The organism is Stenotrophomonas sp. JC08 (assembly GCF_052180205.1).
GTDB lineage: Bacteria > Pseudomonadota > Gammaproteobacteria > Xanthomonadales > Xanthomonadaceae > Stenotrophomonas.
This window is the reverse complement of the sequence record NZ_CP197473.1, coordinates 3,170,581-3,186,567: the sequence shown is the minus strand read 5'-3', so window position 1 is coordinate 3,186,567 and position 15,987 is coordinate 3,170,581. Positions and strand designations below refer to the sequence as shown.

The following is a 15,987-nucleotide window of genomic DNA, read 5'->3' as shown; positions in this document are numbered from 1 at the left end:
CACTTCCGGGCGCGCAAGTGGCTCGGGCAAAGACCTACCTGATTAGCCCCGACTCTCAGCCAAGAAAGTTGCTCGCAATCCGCAGACGCGGCTCCGGACATGGTTTGCACCGCATCATCGCGGTCGCAAGTCGCGACAGCGTCTCGCGCAGGCGGAACCGGCGGTTGAAACGGTACGCCGCTTCGGCCAGGTAGCGCCGCGCGTACTTGGCTTGTTTGACGGCATGGTAGGTGCCACTGATCGCCCGCTTGAGGTTGCCCAGCACGACGTTAACCCATCGCGCTCCAGCCACTTCGGTGGCGGCGCGGCCGCCGCCGGTGTCGAGCGTTGTGTGGGCGTGGCCGGCGTCTTCGAGCCGGCGGAAGCAAGCCAAGCCGTCACTGTAGACCTCGCACTCAGGTGCCAGGCGGCGCGTGATCCAGTCGTTGAGCGAGGCGTTGTCGAAGCTGCGGACCGGCTCGATCACTGCGAAGTTCGGGCGTTCGAGGTGTTCGTCCGTCTGCACTGCACGAACGCCTGCTTGTTCTCCGATCCGCGCCCGGGCTTGCCGCCGTTGCGCTCGCCGCCCAAATAGGCGTCGTCAAGCTGCACGAAACCCTGGAGTTTTCTGGAATCCTCCCGCTCGCTCATGGCCTGCATGACCTTGTGCTTCAGGCGCCAGGCGGTCTTGTAGTTCACGCCCAGGTGGCGCATCAGTTCCAGCGCAGCCAAATTGGTCTTGGTCGAGGTAAGCAGGTGCATCGCCAGCATCCAGGTGCGCAGCGGCAGTTTGGTGCCTTCCAACAGGGTGCCCGCCGTCAAGGTCGTCTGATGCCGGCAAGCGCGGCACTGGTAGTAGATCGCATCGCCGCGCCTGAATCGCGAACGCGCGCGTCCGGCACAGGCCGGGCAGCGGTAGCCTTCAGGCCAGCGCCACTTGTACAAGGCCCGGTAACACTTTGCTTCGGTGCCGTAGCGGTGGATGAACTCGCTCATCGAGAGGCCGGGTTGGAACTGCACGCGGTTGATGCCCATGGCGCCACCTCGTTGGCTTCAGGTGGCACCATGCTGTGCCGCAGGCGGCGCAAATCCTGCGACTCGCGGCTGAGGGTCGGGGCTAATCAGGAACGCAAATCGAGTGCGGCAAACGTGACGCCAGGGCTGGAGTCGAAAACTTGCCGATGCCGGGAACGGTGAAGAGCAGTGACCGGAGCCGACCGGCAAACGGGCAATGGATTTGCCGAAGCAGGAACCACCACCCAACTTTTACAACTGCGGCCTAACGCCAGAATTAAGCCGCGCCGCGAAGCGGCGTCGGCTTGAATGAATTGTTAGGCGCCATGCGGTGATTTCCGGCTTCCATCTTCGTTGTAGTTTGCCTCATCGCCGAAGTACATGTCCCATGAAATATCTAACCCCAATGATGCCAATGCATTGATCGTTGAGGCATCTAGATAGGGGCCACCCTGGCCAGAAGAGACCCAGTAGCAGAAGATGTCGGTTTGGCAATTCTGCGCGCGTAGATAAGCAAGCTGCTCAGATTTTCCGTCAAGTAGCTCAGTGATGGCCCGAAGATGCTCCAAGTTGTCACGGGACTCGACGATGGTATCCGTACACCAGCTCCAAAGACCCCATTCTCTCCGGCTGCGGTACTTTGAGCTCGGATCAATAGGTCGGCAGCTTGCGGTCGATATGCCAAGCATCGCTCCGATAGTTTCCGGCTCGATGGACTTCGAGAAAATTCGCAGCGTTGCGTAGGTCTCAAGACAGCTCATGAGCAGACTCGCTTGCGATAGCCTGTAGTGTGGCGCCTAACGCCGGAATTAAGCCGACGCCACTTGTGGCGTTCGGCTTGAATGAATTGTTAGGGCTCATCCCACAGCCCTGTGTCAGCGGACATATCCTGCAGCGACTCTGCACGGGATGCCAGCATTGGTGCCAATGCGATCCACTCCGAGCGAGGGCCGATAGTGAAGCCAGGCGAGGACTCTCCGCGTGCCATATGGTCCGCGGCGGTGCGCCAGCGGGCGACGAATGACAGCAAAGCGTCACGAGGGTGTTCTACAGAGGCTGCAGAGACGTAGTCGGTGGGAAGGTCGCCGCAAATGACCCACCAACCGACACAGCCCGGATTGGAGCGGCTCTCAATGGCCCAAACGGAGACGTACGGCGCCAGGTGCCACGCAGGCCACTCACCGATCTGGCCGTGTGCAATACCCTCTTGCGCCAAGTAGGAAGCAACCTCGTTGCGCCGCTCGCTGCACCAGTGTTCTTCAATTTCAGGGTCGTCGTAATCCATCTGATGAGCCCTAACGCCTGAATTAAGCCGCGCCGCGAAGCGGTGTCGGCTTGAATGAATTGTTAGGCCTTATATGCGGATGAGCAATGAGGGGGCGTATGCAGACCAGTACAAGGCTATGGTACCGATGAAACTGAAGACCAGTGCAAGAAAGACGAGCCTTGTCTTGGACTTCCAAGCGGCAATGGCGGCGAGCAGCAGACAGAGCACAGGCAGAGCCCACCACCACTTGATGGTACGGAATACAAATTGCGAGTACTCAGATTGAGCGACATTGAAGCTGCTCCAGGCACCAGCGAAAGCGTCGTCGGCACCATGCTGAACGGCGTAGATGAAGTAGCTCTGGGCCAATGCCAGCAGCAGCACGATGACTATGAGTACGAGTTTCTTGAGCATGAGGCCTAACACCCAAGTTAAGCCGAGACGCGCAGTGGAGCAAAGCACATGGCAAGCTGTACCTGCCATGTGCTTTGCGTAACGAAGCGGCTTCGGCTTGAACGCATTGTTAGGCCGCGCCGCCCGACAGCCTCACCCAAGACTGCCGAAGGCCTACAAGATGGACCATGCCGATCAGCAGGCATATTGAAGAGCTTACTACCCAGAACGTCATGCTGTTTCCCGGGAAGTACGCCATGACCGGCACAAAGGCGACGCCCCGGACAATGTAGATGGCGGTGATGGCGGAGAGTGCAGTACGCCGCAACGGCAGCTTGCGAATCACGCCGGCGCCGGACAGTGCGTACGCACTCCACGTTGCAAGGACGCCGGCAATGGCCAGGGTAACGACGGTGGGATACCAGTGGCCGGCCAAGTGCAACTGTGCCATTTGCTCCCCGGCGCCCAAGAGCCGAAACAGCGGAGCGCCAACTACCAGACACGCCAGATGCGCCAGCGCTGCGAGCCCGCTAAGGGCGGCGCCGGCTACCAGAAGCTTGTTGGTTGGACTGGCCATGTAGCTCCCCAGCGGCCTAACGCCTGAATTAAGCCGCGCCGCGGAGCGGCGTCGGCTTGAATGAGTTGTTAGGCAGCGGTGGCCGATGGAGTTGCAGCGGGCCAATGCTGCCTGCTTTGAACACTACAACGAAGGCCGATGATGCCACAGCCGGCGAGACGGGGCTTGCCCGGTAAAGCCGGAAGCGCGGAACCCCCGAAGCCAAGTGCAAACCGAGTGCGACGAACGTGACGCCAAAGCCGAAGCCGCGAGCTTGCCGATGCTGGAAATGGTGAAAAGCGGTGGCCGGAGCCGACCGGAAAACGGCCAGTGGATTTGCCGAAGCAGGAACCATCCCCAACTTTGCCCCACTGCGGCCTAACGCCTGAACTAAGCCGCGCCGCGAAGCGGCGTCGGCTTGAATGAATTGTTAGACCGCGGCGCCGATCTGCCAAACGGCCAATGCAAGACCGCCGAACAGGCAGGTCTCTGCGATGCGTTGGATGATGCCACGGACAAGACTTGAAAAGCACAGCGCGATGGCGGTTACAAGCACGATGAACCCGGCGGTCTCAAATGGCTCGCCGAAGCGCTCAGCAAGCGTCGTGAGAGCGATGCCGCCACCGATGTACTGAACAGCTCCGGCAATATTGTGGAGAGCTTGTCGGGTTGTACTGAACAAAGGAGAAGCCGGGTCGCAGGGAAACGCAGCCGCACCGATGTAACCAATGGCGATACATAGCGCGAGATTTGAGGCCGCAGACGAGTCAGGACGAACAAGGTAGGCAACGAGCAGCATGGCCAAGCCGATTGGCAGGAAGAGGCCAAAGGCAATAAAGCGCTGATGGGGTGCTCCAATCTCACCCATCTCGCTAATAGAGTGCTTGATGTGGCTGTATCCTGCCTTGCGTGGCGCGAGCGCAATGAGACTGGCTAAAAGGTATGTTGCAGCGATAGCCGCTACTGCAGTTGCGAGCATTCCTTTCTCCGCGGTCTAACACCTGAGTTAAGCCGCGCCGCGAAGCGGCGTCGGCTTGAATGAATTGTTAGGCAGCTTCATTCGCACCACACCTCACAAACCTTTTTGGTGCGGAGGTTGAGAATTTTTGCCGAAGCGCAAGCTCCGTACGGGCTGCCCTCAAGGAAGATCACGCGATCTCCTTCCTCCATGTTGAAGCAGTACGTTTTTGCCTCGTATTTCTCGCCATTAATGATGAAAAGCTCGTCCTTGTGCGAGACCTCGATTTCATACTCGGTCGCTGCACTGACACTGGTGGCGACCACAAGCAACGCGGAAACAGACAGCCATCTGCTTATCTTCTTCATGATGCGACTCCCCTGGTTGTGCTGCCTAACGCCTGAATTAAGCCGCGCCGCGAAGCGGCGTCGGCTTGAATGAATTGTTATGCGTACGCTTTAGAACCGCCAGAGCGATTTTAGGAACCCAATGGCCTTTTTGGCGATGACTGGCGCGTACTCTTTGACTTTGTCAACGACGAAGTCGGCAACTTCATATTTGATGTAGTCCCAAGCTTCACCTGCCCTTTCTTTGATTGCGTCAAAGATTCCTTTTTCTGCTGCTTTCGCGGCTTCTTCGGACACGTTTTCTTCTTTCGCCTCTCTTGCGAAGGCGTACTTTTTTTCGTTTGGGAGTACTTCAACTACTTTATTGACAAGCTCAACTAGGTTCCATGAATCGCTTGCTGACACTGCGACAATCTTGTTGGTGGAGACATCAAATCTGGATGATACGTCATTGATTTTGATGCTAAGGTTTGCAATTTGTTCATCGCCTGGCCTGTTTTCTGCTTCATTCCATTTGCGATGGGGTTCAATTTTGTCGGCTTGAGTGATAACAAAGATTACAGGACAAGACTTTAGTTTTGGCTTAAGTATTTCTTCATATACATCAAGCGCGGTCGCGTATTTTCTATCATCAGCCTTGATTGCCCAGATAACCAAGTCAAGTTCCGGCAATAGGCTCTTATATAGCTCGCGATATTCTGAATGGCGGCTAGGGTCTTCGCCAACTCCGGGAACATCAATAAGGGTAATTCCACTCCCTTCGCCGGACAGTAAGATTTCTTGCGGCTTTCTTGTACAAGCCTCTACGTCACTTATTTCAGCAATTTCTTTTCCGAAAAGGGCATTGCATAGGCTGGATTTCCCAACGCCAGTGTCCCCGAAAACGGCAACCTTCGGGGTGTAATTTCTAATCCTTGATATTTCTGCCTTGATGTCGTCAAGAATCTTCTTTTTGTTTGCTTCATCCGGTGCTGCCTCGATGCTCTTCTTCGGGGGGGGTGCTCATGTTCTCTCCTTAGTGAGGATGTTGGGGGTACGCATAACGCTTGAGTTAAGCCGACTTGCGTAGTGAAGGTAAAGGTATGGCAAGATTTTTCTGCCATACCTTTGCCGTAACGAAGCAAGTTCGGCTTAAACGAATTGTTAGGCCGCGACCTCGACCTTTTGCAGCCCAAAGCTTTGAAAGTGTGAGGCAGAGTTTTCTGGAGGCGTGGCCTGTGCGTCCCAAGTGTAGGAAATGGTGACGCGGTTTTCTGATTCCTCGACGACCTCGGGGTTGCTCACGCCCGGAATTCTCAGCAAGGCGTTCAGGGCGTCGGTGCCAATGGTGTTGGTGGAAAGTGAAGTGATGTGGCGTTGGAAGTGTGCTACGGGCATGACTTGTTACCCCAATTTCGGCTTGAGAGATGGTTCAGTTTGCCTACTAGCGTAAGCGTCTTATCAGTCTTTCGTAGCCGGCGGTAATATCAAAATAAAATGAGCGCTTGCTTGTCCACTCGGTGTCGCCGCCCTCTTTAACGTTATAAGTGAGAACATCAATGTAGCGTTTCCCGCGATTCTCAAGTCCTTGGAGCGTAAACTTGAACTCAAGGCCTTGGCTTTTCATTATCATCTCCGCGACTGCATACTCGATGCTCGCGTAATCTTTCTTTTCAGTGATGATGAGGGGGTCATCGTTAGTGCAGTTCCCTCCTGATACGGGGAATTTTGCGTTTGCCTTTTTGAGTTTCGCTGCGAGCGAGTCCGGCTCAATTCGCTCTCGGAGTTGCGCACCGCTCGCGCTCCTGTGATTGCCGAAGATCCCCGCTAGAATAAACAGCGCAATAGTAGCAACAGCAATGGCGCTGGCAGTCATTACCACGCGCGATGTTTCGACTTTTACTGCGCACGCAACTTCAAGTCGCCGTCTCGAAACTTCCTTACCGAATGCAAATTCACAACCAGTTTCTTGAGGCGGTTGAAAAACTAATCCATAGCCAACTTCACGGTCATAATTGTCGCCGGACCTCACTAGGTGGGCAGAGAACGGAACCCACACGAGCGAGAGCGCAAGTGCGAATGCACCTAGTCCAACGACAATCCTCTGGATGGTGTTAAGAGTCATATAGCCCCCTGTGTGATTTGTGAATTGTTCCGGCCGCGCTGTGGCACGTTGAGCGGCCTAACGCCTGAATTAAGCCGCGCCGCGGAGCGGCGTCGGCTTGAATGAGTTGTTAGGCAGCAGTGGCCGAGAAACTAGCAGAAAGCCAATGCTGCCCACTTGAACAACAAGACGAAGGTCGATGATGCCACAGCCGGCAAGACGGGGCTGGCCCAGCGAAGCCTGCCGCGCGGAACCACCGAAGCCAAACGCAAACCGAGTGCGGCAAACGTGACGCCAGGGCCGGAGTCGAAAACTTGCCGATGCCGGGAACGGTGAAGAGCAGTGACCGGAGCCGACCGGCAAACGGGCAATGGATTTGCCGAAGCAGGAACCACCACCCAACTTTTACAACTGCGGCCTAACGCCTGAATTAAGCCGCGCTGCGAAGCGGCGTCGGCTTGAATGAATTGTTAGGCATTGCTGTCCCGTCAGTCGTCGGCACTACATTCACAGAAATAGCAGACAGCATCAGTGTCCGTCAGTGTCTCACCAACGCTGACGACCCTAGAATTCTCGCCATCAGCTTCTTCTGCCGCAATGCAGTCTGTGCAAACGGGTTCTTGCGGATACTGATCCGCAGCGCTATCCGCCGTCATGTCGCCCCAAATAGTGCACAACTTAAACTCTAAATTGCTCATGCTTATCCCCTTGCGATTGATGTGCGACCTGACAGCTATTAGGAATCACCGTCGGCGACGGTATAAAAGTCAACTTCGATGCCAGCCTCCCTGAACATCTCGTACGCGTACTTGCCGGTCTGATGCCACTTCGAAGTTTCTGGCACTGAGTCTGGGCTGAGCGCAACGATTCGCTTGACGCCTGACTGGATGATCGGGCCTGCGCACCTAGCGCAGATAGGCTTGCCCCATACATAGAGGACAGCACCCGCGCTCCTAGCGCCAGCAGCTATCAGCGCATTTACCTCGGCATGAACTACCAACTCCAGCTTGATCGCTGTGTCAGTGAGTCGTTCGGCAGAGTCCTCGACGCCCATTGGAAAGCCGTTGTATCCGATAGAAATTTCGCCCCCACGCTTCGAGAACACCACGGCACCAACTTTTGCATCTTGGTCCTTGGACCACTCTGATACGTACTTAGCCAGCTCACAGAAACGCCGGTCCCATTTGGACATGGGTTTGGACTGAATCAGAAACTGCATAACTCGCTCCCCTTCCTTGTGATGCCTAACGCCTGAATTAAGCCGCGCCGCGAAGCGGCGTCGGCTTGAATGAATTGTTAGAGCCCAAGCGCCTGATTGGCATGATGAAAGGCGGCACCTGCTAGCAGAAAGGCAAACAGTGTAAGGAGCATCGTGCCCCCTCCTATGGCGCAGGCGGCATAGGCAAACTTGAGATTGCCATCGTACGGCGTATGAGGGGGAGCGGACAATTTATGGTAGCCAATCCGAGCTATAAGAACGAATAAGGCCGCAAGCGCCAGGAACGTTGAGACGGCAACGACCACAATTGGAATGACGAGTAGCCAATTAAGACTTGGTCGGAGCTGAGCTAACCACAGCGCGGTGACGCCTGTCACTGATGCCACCGAGCCCAGCACGGCTAGAACGTTTATGCTCTTTTGTTTCCAGTCCATGGGTTACCTCAATTGGGCTCTAACGCCTGAATTAAGCCGCGCCGCGAAGCGGCGTCGGCTTGAATGAATTGTTAGGCGGCCGCTTCATTGCGCGCCTCCCAAGTTGCCAACAAATAAGTAGCCAATGCCCCTGACAGGTTGACGGCCAGCTCAGCGTGCCGAGGCGCCGGCTTTGAACCAACCTTTCCCTTGCCGTGTGCGTCGCTGAGGCGATTGCGCAGTGAGCCCAAACCCTCGACAACAGCCGTACAACCGCCAAGAACCTGCTTGAACACAGCCTCGGTGTGCTGTGAGGGGGCCAGATTGAGGGTTTCCGCGGTCAGCTTATACAGCTTCGGAAGATCTGCTCCATCGTCATAGGTAGCGTCCGCGGAATCGAGGATGTGCTTACAGACTGATTCGATGAGCGTCCTGGCAGATGTGATCGCACCTTCTGGATCCGCCGCGCGACGCTCAAGGGCCTTTGACCAAGCGGCTTGGACATGTGAAGCGTCAAACTTCTCCAGTCTCTCAGAGACCAATTGATCCGCAGGCGACAGAGGACCGCGCTCCAGCAGGTCCAAGAGTGGTCGGAACTCTGCCCAGATGAACTCGCGCCTCTCGGCATACGTGGGGTGCTTGTACTTAATGAACTGCCAGAACTGCGAAAGATTCCTGCACGTCCTAACGAAACGGGGAACCAACGAGTCCAGCGCGGGATTGGTGAGCAGCATCTGACGCAGTCGGACGAACTCGGCATCGTCCTCGCTTCCCCCGGTAGCTTGGGAGATCAGCAGGTTCTGGAGAGCTTCTGTCTGGTCGAATACTTCGTTCACTAGATAGGCCGCCTAACGCCTGAGTTAAGCCGAGTTGCGAAGCAACTTCGGCTTGGACGAATTGTTAGGCGCCGCCCGCGCTGGCGGGATAGCACCTGGAAATGGCGTCTTGCACAACGGGCGCCACAGTGTGAGGGCCGATGCCCCGCATCTGACAATAGGGCGAGGCGAGCCAGACCTGCAACTCCCTAGCGCCCTTGCTGGCGTTGCAGCCTATGCAGCACAAGACAATGTTCTCGCGCGTGACAATGCGCATGTCATTGATGATGTGCTCCCAGCTTGGGCGGCTCCGCTTTGGGCCATCCCGATCGGCAAAAGGAGATCGGCAATAAACGCAATCAGTGTCGCGTGCGATTACTTCCGCCTCAAGCCAACTTGGAATGTTCCATCGGTTCATTGATTTTCCGGAGCAGTGGGTATGCGCCTAACGCCTGAATTAAGCCGCGCGGCGAAGCGGCGTCGGCTTGAATGAACTGTTAGGCGACCAGCGACGCACCGCATAGAGAATGCCTAGTGCCACACCGCCGGAAATAGCCGCCCACCACGCCATCATGCTTGTGACCGAGTCACTGGGCAACAGATGCTCCATTGAAACAAGCAGTGCGCCTTGACCAAGGCTTAGCCCAGCAACGACCCCAAAGAGCCTCCATCCACGCAGAGAAAAAACTGTGGTGCGGAAAAGAAGACAGGCGAGCAAGTGTCCAGAAAACGAGCAGGCAAGCATGAATCCCGATATGAAAGCGGCGAGTTGGATACTGCCGAAGCGTCCGAACTTTGGATCGAAGTTGCCAAGGACGTAAACGTCGATTGCCGTGTACCCCACCAGCGCGACGAACAAAGCGACTCCCGGGCCTAGTGATGCTGCTAAAAATCGCCAAAGTTGTTTCATGGACGCCTAACACCGGAATTAAGCCGACCCGCGAAGCGGGTTCGGCTTGAATGAATTGTTAGAGCCCTGCCCGGGTGAGTACATGTGCGAGCTCTAGTTGGTTGCAGCCTTGGTCAGGCAAAACCCCGTCAGGGCTCGGAGTGCCAATCTCAAACCCCTCCTCAACGTCCTCAAAGTAGAGCAGGCCGGTGGGAAGCTCCGCAACGACCAAGGCGCTTTCGATTGCGCCCAAGCGAGAGAGGGGAACGGGGTAGAACGGGACGCGGCAAGAAGCAAAGGCCGCCTGTTGCTCCGGCGAGCAAGCGCACAGTTGCCTGGCAACAATCGCCTCAAGCTCAGGAACTGTGATTGGGTGCCAACTATCCAAAGGGCTCTAACGCCTGAATTAAGCCGCGCCGCGAAGCGGCGTCGGCTTGAATGAATTGTTAGGCGCTGGTTGCGACGAGCTAGTCATACCAGAAGCCCTCTTTGCTAAGCCAAGTGCAAAATGACCTTGTCGATTCTCTCGACTCTATGGAGCCTGCGCCAAACTCCTCTCGGTCAGCTGCTGCCTGACGAAGCAGGATGTGCCCGTGGATGATCTTTGACTGGTTGAGCGCTCCAAACTGGAACTCACCCGTCAAGTCGCCGCGGGCAATCATGTTCTTGAGCTTTTCAGCAGCCTCGATTGCAGCTGACTGGCTCAGATCAGACTCCAGAATGCGCACATCCGGCTCGATCTTGTTCTCGACACCGTGACACAACTCCGGACTGACCGAGGAGCTGGCCAGGGTGATGATTGCAAGGGCTGCGGATAAGGTCATTGAAGCGCCTAACGCCTGAATTAAGCCGCGCCGCGAAGCGGCGTCGGCTTGAATGAATTGTTAGGCCTATAAGCCGAGATGTAGGTCGTCGATAACGCCATCCAGAACTCTAGTCTCGAAATCTTGCAGCTTTTGCCACTTAACGGAGTCTAGGTCAGACCATTGCCCGCCTATCGAGAGGCGTTTCCCAGTGTTGTAAGAATCTTTCCAGACAGCTTGACATGCGGATGTGCCCGTGAGGCCTTGACGGTCAACAATACGGGCGGCAATTGAGCCTATGAATGTTTTGTCAGCGCCAAATGCAAGCCCAGCAATCTCGCAGTACTTGTAGTCAGGCGAAGCATTGGCGGTCACGGATGCGAAGATCAGTGCAGAGGTTGCTAAAAGTCTCACGAGTCTCTCCATGTAGGCCTAACGCCTGAGTTAAGCCGCGCCGCGAAGCGGCGTCGGCTTGGACGAACTGTTAGGCCACACCCGCGTGCTATTGCTAGCGGGTTCCTGATTAGCCCCAACTCTCAGCCAAGAAAGTTGCTCGCAATCCGCAGACGCGGCTCCGGACATGGTTTGCACCGCATCATCGCGGTCGCAAGTCGCGACAGCGTCTCGCGCAGGCGGAACCGGCGGTTGAAACGGTACGCCGCTTCGGCCAGGTAGCGCCGCGCGTACTTGGCTTGTTTGACGGCATGGTAGGTGCCACTGATCGCCCGCTTGAGGTTGCCCAGCACGACGTTAACCCATCGCGCTCCAGCCACTTCGGTGGCGGCGCGGCCGCCGCCGGTGTCGAGCGTTGTGTGGGCGTGGCCGGCGTCTTCGAGCCGGCGGAAGCAAGCCAAGCCGTCACTGTAGACCTCGCACTCAGGTGCCAGGCGGCGCGTGATCCAGTCGTTGAGCGAGGCGTTGTCGAAGCTGCGGACCGGCTCGATCACTGCGAAGGTCGGGCGTTCGAGGTGTTCGTCCGTCTGCACTGCGATCACGAACGCCTGCTTGTTCTCCGATCCGCGCCCGGGCTTGCCGCCGTTGCGCTCGCCGCCCAAATAGGCGTCGTCAAGCTGCACGAAACCCTGGAGTTTTCTGGAATCCTCCCGCTCGGTCATGGCCTGCATGACCTTGTGCTTCAGGCGCCAGGCGGTCTTGTAGTTCACGCCCAGGTGGCGCATCAGTTCCAGCGCAGCCAAATTGGTCTTGGTCGAGGTAAGCAGGTGCATCGCCAGCATCCAGGTGCGCAGCGGCAGTTTGGTGCCTTCGAACAGGGTGCCCGCCGTCAAGGTCGTCTGATGCCGGCAAGCGCGGCACTGGTAGTAGATCGCATCGCCGCGCCTGAATCGCGAACGCGCGCGTCCGGCACAGGCCGGGCAGCGGTAGCCTTCAGGCCAGCGCCACTTGTACAAGGCCCGGTAACACTTTGCTTCGGTGCCGTAGCGGTGGATGAACTCGCTCATCGAGAGGCCGGGTTGGAACTGCACGCGGTTGATGCCCATGGCGCCACCTCGTTGGCTTCAGGTGGCACCATGCTGTGCCGCAGGCGGCGCAAATCCTGCGACTCGCGGCTGAGGGTCGGGGCTAATCAGGAGCGGGTTTGCCCGCGATAAGTCTAACGACAAGGCTGCCATTGCCGCGCCATGAGCAAAAGGTTCTGGCCGCCAATTTCCGGCGGCGCAATGGCAGCATAGCGACAACGCGGTACGGGCCAGGCAGATGAAGCGCAGCGACCTTTGGGCATTCAAGAACGACAAGCTGCGATTGATCGCGTTTCTGGCGCGCGAGATCGGGCGCATTTCCTTGGCGCTGATTGCTCTTCGATCCTTTCATGGGTAGCGGTGGCTTCCTGTGGGGCCTAACGCCGGAATTAAGCCGACGCCACTTGTGGCGTTCGGCTTGAATGACTTGTTAGGCACTACGGCCAGGCAAGTAAAGCCGAGCCACGGCGCCGCCCCAAAGCTTTTGGTACGAAGTCCGAAGATAGCCGTGCGCGCCCCGCGCGACAATCCGCCGGACCTTGCCGAAGCGAGCGCCCGAAGTCTGGGCGTGATGGCCGCAAGCCGCCAACCGGCCGAAGCCGAGCACCACCACACCTGAACCCCGAGCGCGCCCCGCGCCACGGAAAACTTGCCGAGGCGACGCCCGACACGACTTGCGCGTTGTGCCTAACCCCTAAAACCGAGCTAGCGCCTAACGCCGGAATTAAGCCGACGCCACTTGTGGCGTTCGGCTTGAATGACTTGTTAGGCGCTACGGCCAGGCAAGTAAAGCCGAGCCACGGCGCCGCCCCAAAGCTTTTGGTACGAAGTCCGAAGATAGCCGTGCGCGCCCCGCGCGACAATCCGCCGGACCTTGCCGAAGCGAGCGCCCGAAGTCTGGGCTTGATGGCCGCAAGCCGCCAACCGGCCGAAGCCGAGCACCACCACACCTGAACCCCGAGCGCGCCCCGCGCCATAGAAAACTTGCCGAGGTGACGGCCCGACACGACTTGCGCGCTGTACCCAACCCCTAAAACCGAGCTAGCGCCTAACGCCGGAATTAAGCCGACGCCACTTGTGGCGTTCGGCTTGAATGACTTGTTAGGCACTACGGCCAGGCAAGTAAAGCCGAGCCACGGCGCCGCCCCAAAGCTTTTGGTACGAAGTCCGAAGATAGCCGTGCGCGCCCCGCGCGACAATCCGCCGGACCTTGCCGAAGCGAGCGCCCGAAGTCTGGGCGTGATGGCCGCAAGCCGCCAACCGGCCGAAGCCGAGCACCACCACACCTGAACCCCGAGCGCGCCCCGCGCCACGGAAAACTTGCCGAGGCGACGCCCGACACGACTTGCGCGTTGTGCCTAACCCCTAAAACCGAGCTAGCGCCTAACGCCTGAGTTAAGCCGCGCCGCGAAGCGGCGTCGGCTTGAATGAATTGTTAGGTGCCATGCCAGAAGTCCTCCGGTGCAATGGGTACAACATTGCGCTCTCCCTCGTCGTAGCGGACGAAGCTTACCCGGATGGGATGTTTGTCTATCAGGTACATGACGACACACCGCGCAGCCTGGATCAGAGGCTCTGGCGGGCAATGGGCACTGTAGCGACCGAGTACCGACTTGGTAGCGGCAGAGTCTGCATCTGCTTGGAACTGTTTGAGATAGATGTAAGTTGAAGCCCCGAGAAGATATGCGTATGCAAAGTCTTGGAGCACCTCCGACCCCGTAGGGTCGCCGATGGTAAACACGTCGCAAGTATTGTCTGGACAATACTCGACAGTAACCGACTCAGCCTCGACCGTGACTTGTATGTCACGGGAAAACGAATCGGTAAGCTCATGTGCGGATACGGATGAGGTGCAAAGCAGAAGACTTACGACTACGAGCATGCTTTTCATGGCACCTAACACCTAAGTTAAGCCGAGACGCGTAGTAGTGAAGCCAACCACATGGCAAGCTTGACCTGCCATGTGGTTGGTGGAACGAAGCGGCTTCGGCTTGAACGCATTGTTAGGCGGCTACGGGACACTAAACAGGAAGTCAAAGGGAACCTCCCGCGTACGAGACCCCGAACCCGCCACATAGCGCCACTCTGCCACCGCTGCCTGAGCGGCACTAGCCCAAGCGGGATGGCCGGACGACGTAAGGACCTTGGAGGAGCGAACTGACCCGTCTGGATCGATATAGAGCTCCAGGGTCACCTTACCCTCGCGAAGCTCGGTGATCCGAGAGGCCTCCGGTGCTGGGCAGTGAAGGAGCTCCGGATCCAGTTGTGAGCAGGCTGCGTTGCCTGTGCCAGCAGGAGACGAAATAGCTAGTGCAATGACGATCCAGAGAAGGGTCATAGCCGCCTAACACCTAAGTTAGGCCTCACAGAGCGAGATCATGGCAGCTTCAACAGAGCAAGAGCTGAGTGCACGTGCAGTCTCGCCAGCCGAGGTAAGACCCGACGGCCATCTCACTTTGCCGCGTAGCTTTGGCGTCTACGAGCTTTCGGCCCGGTCAGGAGCAACGCGCCGCTTTCGCTTCGGCAACCACCCTATTCGCGAGTCGGAGCTTTATCGGGAGTTCGGTAGCTGCAAGCTCTTGTACCTATTCTTGCAGCGATCGGATGCAGTTCAGATGGCCTCTCTGCTCAATGGGCGTGAGGCCTAACAATTCATTCAAGCCGACGCCACTTCGTGGCGCGGCTTAATTCAGGCGTTAAGCCGAGACGCGTAGTAGTGAAGCCAACCACATGGCAAGCTTGACCTGCCATGTGGTTGGTGGAACGAAGCGGCTTCGGCTTGAACGCATTGTTAGGCGGCTACGGGACACTAAACAGGAAGTCAAAGGGAACCTCCCGCGTACGAGACCCCGAACCCGCCACATAGCGCCACTCTGCCACCGCTGCCTGAGCGGCACTAGCCCAAGCGGGATGGCCGGACGACGTAAGGACCTTGGAGGAGCGAACTGACCCGTCTGGATCGATATAGAGCTCCAGGGTCACCTTACCCTCGCGAAGCTCGGTGATCCGAGAGGCCTCCGGTGCTGGGCAGTGAAGGAGCTCCGGATCCAGTTGTGAGCAGGCTGCGTTGCCTGTGCCAGCAGGAGACGAAATAGCTAGTGCAATGACGATCCAGAGAAGGGTCATAGCCGCCTAACGCCTGAATTAAGCCGCGTCGCGAAGCGACGTCGGCTTGAATGAATTGTTAGGCAGCAGTGGCCGAGAAATTGCCGAAGGCAATGCTGCCGACTTGAACAACCCAACGCAGGCCGATGATGCCACAGCCTGCAGGGCAGGGCTTGCCCGATGAAGCCGGACGCGCGGAACCACCGAAGCCAAACGCAAGCCGAATGCGGCAAACGTGACGCCAGGGCCGGAGTCGAAAACTTGCCGATGCCGGGAACGGTGAAGAGCAGTGACCGGAGCCGACCGGCAAACGGGCAATGGGTTTGCCGAAGCAGGAACCACCACCCAACTTTTACAACTGCGGCCTAACGCTGAATTAAGCCGCGTCGCGAAGCGACGTCGGCTTGAATGAATTGTTAGGCAGCAGTGGCCGAGAAATTGCCGAAGGCAATGCTGCCGGCTTGAACAACCCAACGCAGGCCGATGATGCCACAGCCTGCAGGGCAGGGCTTGCCCGATGAAGCCGGACGCGCGGAACCACCGAAGCCAAACGCAAGCCGAATGCGGCAAACGTGACGCCTGTGGGCGCTGCTGGTTCTGACACTTTATTCCAATGGTTATGACCCACCTACGCTGGAGGTTCTGACCATCCTTTCCAGTGATTGTGA

The 15,987-nt window shown here is 57.6% G+C and carries 17 protein-coding genes and 1 pseudogene; all 18 read right to left on the bottom strand.

The features are described from left to right. Positions 1 to 55: 55 nt before the first annotated feature. Positions 56 to 1,014: pseudogene (locus tag ACSBPQ_RS14660) on the bottom strand (IS1595 family transposase). A 296-nt stretch (positions 1,015 to 1,310) separates the two neighbouring features. Continuing rightward, positions 1,311 to 1,754: a DUF4279 domain-containing protein gene (locus tag ACSBPQ_RS14655; RefSeq protein WP_442682813.1), complete on the bottom strand. Its 444-nt coding sequence runs from the start codon at positions 1,752 to 1,754 to the stop codon at positions 1,311 to 1,313. An 89-nt stretch (positions 1,755 to 1,843) separates the two neighbouring features. Further along, the gene (locus ACSBPQ_RS14650; protein ID WP_442682812.1) at positions 1,844 to 2,278 is read right to left on the bottom strand and encodes a DUF4826 family protein; all 435 of its coding nucleotides are present in this window, start codon (positions 2,276 to 2,278) and stop codon (positions 1,844 to 1,846) included. A 69-nt stretch (positions 2,279 to 2,347) separates the two neighbouring features. After that, the gene (locus ACSBPQ_RS14645; protein WP_442682811.1) at positions 2,348 to 2,674 is read right to left on the bottom strand and encodes a hypothetical protein; all 327 of its coding nucleotides are present in this window, start codon (positions 2,672 to 2,674) and stop codon (positions 2,348 to 2,350) included. 109 nt (positions 2,675 to 2,783) lie between these two features. Further along, positions 2,784 to 3,230, bottom strand: coding sequence for a hypothetical protein (locus tag ACSBPQ_RS14640; protein ID WP_442682810.1), 447 nt, complete (start codon positions 3,228 to 3,230; stop codon positions 2,784 to 2,786). A gap of 409 nt (positions 3,231 to 3,639) precedes the next feature. After that, the gene (locus tag ACSBPQ_RS14635; RefSeq protein WP_442682809.1) at positions 3,640 to 4,188 is read right to left on the bottom strand and encodes a DUF998 domain-containing protein; all 549 of its coding nucleotides are present in this window, start codon (positions 4,186 to 4,188) and stop codon (positions 3,640 to 3,642) included. 77 nt (positions 4,189 to 4,265) lie between these two features. Next, positions 4,266 to 4,535 carry a hypothetical protein gene (locus ACSBPQ_RS14630; RefSeq protein WP_442682808.1) on the bottom strand — a complete coding sequence of 90 codons (270 nt, stop codon included), beginning with the start codon at positions 4,533 to 4,535 and terminating at the stop codon, positions 4,266 to 4,268. Positions 4,536 to 4,625: 90 nt separating this feature from the next. Continuing rightward, on the bottom strand, positions 4,626 to 5,447 hold the full coding sequence (locus ACSBPQ_RS14625) for a GTPase family protein (RefSeq protein ID WP_442684604.1): 822 nt from the start codon (positions 5,445 to 5,447) through the stop codon (positions 4,626 to 4,628). A gap of 210 nt (positions 5,448 to 5,657) precedes the next feature. Beyond that, positions 5,658 to 5,891 (bottom strand): hypothetical protein, encoded by a 234-nt coding sequence (locus ACSBPQ_RS14620; protein ID WP_442682807.1) that lies wholly within the window; start codon positions 5,889 to 5,891, stop codon positions 5,658 to 5,660. A gap of 46 nt (positions 5,892 to 5,937) precedes the next feature. Further along, positions 5,938 to 6,618: a hypothetical protein gene (locus ACSBPQ_RS14615; RefSeq protein WP_442682806.1), complete on the bottom strand. Its 681-nt coding sequence runs from the start codon at positions 6,616 to 6,618 to the stop codon at positions 5,938 to 5,940. Positions 6,619 to 7,333: 715 nt separating this feature from the next. Next, on the bottom strand, positions 7,334 to 7,816 hold the full coding sequence (locus ACSBPQ_RS14610; RefSeq protein ID WP_442682805.1) for a deoxycytidylate deaminase: 483 nt from the start codon (positions 7,814 to 7,816) through the stop codon (positions 7,334 to 7,336). A 77-nt stretch (positions 7,817 to 7,893) separates the two neighbouring features. After that, entirely contained in the window at positions 7,894 to 8,250 is a 357-nt protein-coding gene (locus ACSBPQ_RS14605) for a hypothetical protein (protein WP_442682804.1), read from the bottom strand. A 71-nt stretch (positions 8,251 to 8,321) separates the two neighbouring features. Then, entirely contained in the window at positions 8,322 to 9,065 is a 744-nt protein-coding gene (locus tag ACSBPQ_RS14600) for an abortive infection family protein (RefSeq protein ID WP_442682803.1), read from the bottom strand. Between the two features lie 436 nt (positions 9,066 to 9,501). Further along, positions 9,502 to 9,903 (bottom strand): hypothetical protein, encoded by a 402-nt coding sequence (locus ACSBPQ_RS14595; RefSeq protein WP_442682802.1) that lies wholly within the window; start codon positions 9,901 to 9,903, stop codon positions 9,502 to 9,504. A gap of 497 nt (positions 9,904 to 10,400) precedes the next feature. Next, positions 10,401 to 10,757: a hypothetical protein gene (locus ACSBPQ_RS14590; RefSeq protein WP_442682801.1), complete on the bottom strand. Its 357-nt coding sequence runs from the start codon at positions 10,755 to 10,757 to the stop codon at positions 10,401 to 10,403. A 515-nt stretch (positions 10,758 to 11,272) separates the two neighbouring features. After that, positions 11,273 to 12,235 carry an IS1595 family transposase gene (locus tag ACSBPQ_RS14585; protein ID WP_442682800.1) on the bottom strand — a complete coding sequence of 321 codons (963 nt, stop codon included), beginning with the start codon at positions 12,233 to 12,235 and terminating at the stop codon, positions 11,273 to 11,275. Between the two features lie 1,990 nt (positions 12,236 to 14,225). Continuing rightward, positions 14,226 to 14,552, bottom strand: coding sequence for a TonB family protein (locus ACSBPQ_RS14580; protein WP_442682799.1), 327 nt, complete (start codon positions 14,550 to 14,552; stop codon positions 14,226 to 14,228). 461 nt (positions 14,553 to 15,013) lie between these two features. Continuing rightward, a complete protein-coding gene (locus ACSBPQ_RS14575) occupies positions 15,014 to 15,340 on the bottom strand; it encodes a TonB family protein (RefSeq protein ID WP_442682799.1) in 327 nt (108 codons plus the stop codon). Between the last annotated feature and the right edge of the window lie 647 nt (positions 15,341 to 15,987).